This is a genomic window from Oleiphilus sp. HI0132, from assembly GCF_001635845.1.
In genome coordinates this window covers 1-4,203 of the sequence record NZ_LWGJ01001093.1, presented here as the reverse complement: position 1 = coordinate 4,203, position 4,203 = coordinate 1, and the positions used below count along the sequence as shown (strand labels likewise).

The following is a 4,203-nucleotide window of genomic DNA, read 5'->3' as shown; positions in this document are numbered from 1 at the left end:
CGGTTTACCTCAAAAACGGTGGCTTTTACTTCGATGATCAGGGCCTTAGAGTTGAGGATGTCAGCTTCCGGACATCCAGTCGCCTGAAGTTTCGCACTTACAATGACTCTTCTCGTAAAGGCGATGTCGTACTCTGGTTTCGTTATAAGCAAAAGAACGAATGCCTCTGGATCTTTCAAATGTTCCCAGAAAGCCACGTCGACCTAAACGCCCAGTGCCCGGGCTTAAAAGATAAAGACTACATCATCAACTACGAATGGGCTGCGAGTAACCCTCGGCTAGCATCGAATGCTGTACGCCTGGGAATGGTTAAAGACTTCTTTTAAGATTTTTTGTTGGAAGGTTGTAGGTACAACTGTTTGGTGTTTTGTCTTTTTATTAATATGTGAAGAGATTGAATGCCGCCGATAAGGAAATCGTTGTGTCTAGTCATGCTTCAAATGAGGCTGGAAAGTCTTCATCCGTTGATACGGGCTTAGCTTGCCTGGTATCAATAGCACGTTATCACCAAGTCGCTGCAGATCCAGAGCAGATTCGTCATTACTTTGGTACTAATGAACCTTCATCCGAAGCTAAAAACTCGGCCTCTTGTCTGAATGATAAAGATATCGTTCGTGCTGCTAGACACCTAAAACTTAAAGCCTCACTAACAAAAGCAGACATCGCTAAGTTAGAAAAGATGGCCTTACCTGCGATAGGCCTGAGTAAAAATGGTGAGTACTTTATTCTTGCCAAAGTCGCAGATGAAAAGGTTCTTGTTCAAGTGCCTGGTTCTGAAAAACCACAAGTCTTCACTCTTAGTGAATTCGAAGATTATTGGAATGGCAGAATTATTCTAATTACTCGACGTTCACTCCTGCCAGGTATGAACGGTAAATTTGATATTTCCTGGTTTATCCCCGCTATTATCAAGTACAAAAAGATCTTGATGCAGGTCTTGGTTGCCTCCTTCTTTATTCAGTTATTTGCACTAATTACGCCGTTGTTCTTTCAGGTGATTATCGACAAAGTACTCGTCCATCAGGGCTTAACTACGCTCGATGTATTGTGCTTCGGTTTAATCGTCGTTTCCTTATTCGATGTGATTTTGAATGGCCTTCGAACCTACGTCTTCTCGCATACCACCAATCGGGTTGATGTGACCTTAGGGTCGCAGTTATATAACCATCTCTTGCGTCTACCCATATCATTCTTTAATGCACGGCAAGTGGGGAATACTGTAGCCAGAGTTCGAGAGTTGGATACCATTCGTGAGTTTATTACTGGCTCTGCTTTAACGCTGATTATCGATATCCTTTTTACCGTGATCTTTTTTGTGGTGATGTACTACTACAGCCCGCCCCTCACATGGATAGTGTTAGGTTCGATTCCCCTCTATGTGATTCTATCGGCGACAATCACGCCAGTTCTTAGAAACCGCCTAAACGAAAAGTTCAAACACGGAGCAGAGAACCAGGCTTTCTTGGTCGAGTCCATTTCAGGTGTTGAAACACTCAAGTCCATGGCAGTTGAGCCACAAATGCAACGTCGATGGGAAGAGCAACTAGCTGCTTATGTGTCGTCCTCTTTCAAGGCGATGAACTTAGGCAATATCGCCAGCCAAACGGCGGGCTTTATTAACAAGGCAGTTACAGTATTAATCCTTTGGGTGGGTGCAACACTGGTGATTGCAGGCTCCTTGAGTGTCGGGCAGTTGATCGCATTCAATATGCTCGCAGGCCGAGTCAGTGCACCGATTCTGAGGCTCGTTCAACTCTGGCAAGACTTCCAGCAAGCAGGCATTTCATTAGAGCGCTTGGGGGATATTCTTAATACGCCGGCAGAACCTGGTCATAACCCAAACAGAACAACGCTGCCTGACTTGAAAGGCAAGGTGTCACTAGAACATATTACCTTCCGCTATCAGCCAGATCGACCTGAAATACTCAAAGATTTAAGCTTGGAAGTTTCGCCCGGAGAAGTGATAGGCATTGTTGGTCGCTCAGGTTCAGGCAAAAGTACCTTAACCAAACTCGTGCAAAGGCTATATGTGCCCGAGTCAGGCAGAGTGCTGGTTGATGGTGTCGATGTCGCACAGGTTGACCCGGCATGGCTACGCAGACAGATAGGCGTGGTGCTTCAAGAAAACGTTCTATTTAACCGTTCAGTCAAAGACAATATCGCCTTGGCAGACCCAAGCATGAGCATGGATAGAGTGATCGAAGCCGCAACCTTAGCAGGTGCACATGAATTCATTCTACAACTTCCAGAAGGTTACGACACCGTGGTGGGCGAGCAAGGCGCTTCATTATCAGGAGGGCAAAAGCAACGTATCGCTATTGCCAGAGCGCTCATTACCAACCCCCGCATTCTGATCTTTGATGAAGCGACCAGTGCCTTGGATTATGAGTCTGAGCGTATCATTCAAGACAATATGCGCTCGATATGCAAAGACAGAACGGTATTTATTATCGCTCATCGTCTATCAACCGTTCGTGCAGCAGACAGAATTATCGTCATTGAAACCGGGCGAATTGTTGAAAGCGGAAGCCATGATGAATTGCTCGAGCTGAATGGCTACTATGCCAAGCTACATAGCCATCAAAGTCATATTCCTAGCATTCGCGAGGTCAAAAAAGACGAAGGTAAAACAGCTAAGCCCACGAATAAACTAGCGATGAATTTACCTAAGGCGAAGATAGTCTCCAAGCCGAAAACATCCACAGCTAATCAGATGGAAAGTGAAACAGATGGAGGTGTGGAATGAGCTCCTCAATTCAACTCCCTGTGGGTGATGTCTCTGAAGAAAAAACAAAGAAAGGGCTGTTTGCTTTCCTTCATAAAGATCAGTCAGTCTCGCATAAAGAACTGTACCAGTTCTTACCGGCTGCTATTGAAGTAGAACAAACCCCAGCCTCATCAGCCGGCAGAGCCATTATCTGGGCAATCGTAATACTATTCACTATTGCCTGTGTGTGGGCTTACTTTGGCAAGATTGATATTGTTGCGGTTGCGCAAGGTAAAGTGATTCCAAGCGAACACATCAAACATATTCAGCCCTTAGAAGCGGGAAAGATCAAAGCGATTCACGTCAGAGAAGGGCAAAGCGTCAAACAAGGTGAGCCGCTCATAACGCTAGACAGCACGCAAACACAGGCCGATGTAGATCGTTTAGCACACGAGATTGCCGAACTATCAATGAATATTGAAAGGCTATCGCACTTCGATCATTGGCTGAGTTTAGTTTTAAAGGGAGTAGGTTCGCAGGCTTTGGCCCCGTTAAAATCGACGAGCCACCAAAACCTTCTCGTACAACAGAAAACCGAACTTAACGCCAAGCTCTCATCCCTGGAAGTTGAAAGACAAAAGCTCCAAGCAGAACAACAAATGGTAGAAGCGGAAGCAACAAAAAAAGAAAGGGTCATTCCCGTACTGGCCGAACGAGTCGATGCCCTCGAACAACTCCACCGAAAAGACTACGGCTCAAAGCTTCCTTACCTAGAACTCAAACAAGAGCTAATCGAACAAGAGCAGGACTTGAAAGTACAGCAAGCCCGCTTCAAACAACTGGATAGCTCAATACTCGCTATCGAAAAACAAACACAGTCACTGCTGGCAGAACAGCAACTGGCAACGCTTTCTCAAAAGCAAGAATTTGAACTGAGATTAGAAGGCCTAAAGCAAGAACTCGTCAAAGCAAAACAGAGAAACGAGCAACAAGAAATTGTTTCACCAATAGATGGTCAAGTACAGCAATTAGCAGTCCATACCATTGGCGGTGTCGTCACGCCCGCTCAGGCCCTCATGGTTATCGTGCCCGATCAAAGCAAAATGGAAGTCGACGTGATGATCTTGAATAAAGATATCGGCTTTGTGCAAGAAGGCCAGAAAGCTGAAGTCAAAGTCGATACCTTTAACTTCACCAAGTACGGTTTGATTGATGCAGAGATTAAGAGCATTTCTGACGATGCGATACAAGATGAGAATTTGGGCTTGGTCTATAGTGCTCGGGTAGCCTTGGCCAAAGAGCAATTAGTGGTAGAAGGTAGAGAAGTGAAACTGTCACCGGGGATGTCGGTGATGGCTGAAGTGAAGACAGGGAAGAGGCGCTTGATAGAGTACTTTTTATCGCCTTTGTTGAGGTATAAGCAAGAGAGTTTGGGAGAGAGGTAGTCGTTATAGGCATCTTATATTTTAATCTGTTTAATTTAATGTCAGAATACG

3 protein-coding genes are annotated in these 4,203 nt (G+C 45.2%); all 3 read left to right on the top strand.

Annotation, left to right across the window (positions count from 1 at the left end; translation table 11 throughout):
• A partial coding sequence (locus A3766_RS31145; RefSeq protein WP_197479579.1) for a hypothetical protein occupies positions 1-326 on the top strand: 326 nt, incomplete at its 5' end.
• A 68-nt stretch (positions 327-394) separates the two neighbouring features.
• Positions 395-2,746, top strand: coding sequence for a type I secretion system permease/ATPase (locus A3766_RS14330; protein WP_304440967.1), 2,352 nt, complete (start codon positions 395-397; stop codon positions 2,744-2,746).
• Positions 2,743-4,152, top strand: a complete 1,410-nt coding sequence (locus A3766_RS14325; protein ID WP_082907126.1) for an HlyD family type I secretion periplasmic adaptor subunit — start codon at positions 2,743-2,745, stop codon at positions 4,150-4,152. Before A3766_RS14330 ends, A3766_RS14325 begins: the two co-directional genes overlap by 4 nt.
• The last annotated feature ends 51 nt before the right edge of the window (positions 4,153-4,203 follow it).

Bases quoted from the DNA above. Each gene is read 5' to 3' on its own strand.
- A3766_RS14325 (WP_082907126.1), top strand. From the start codon at position 2,743: ATGAGCTCCTCAATTCAACTCCCTGTGGGTGATGTCTCTGAAGAAAAA.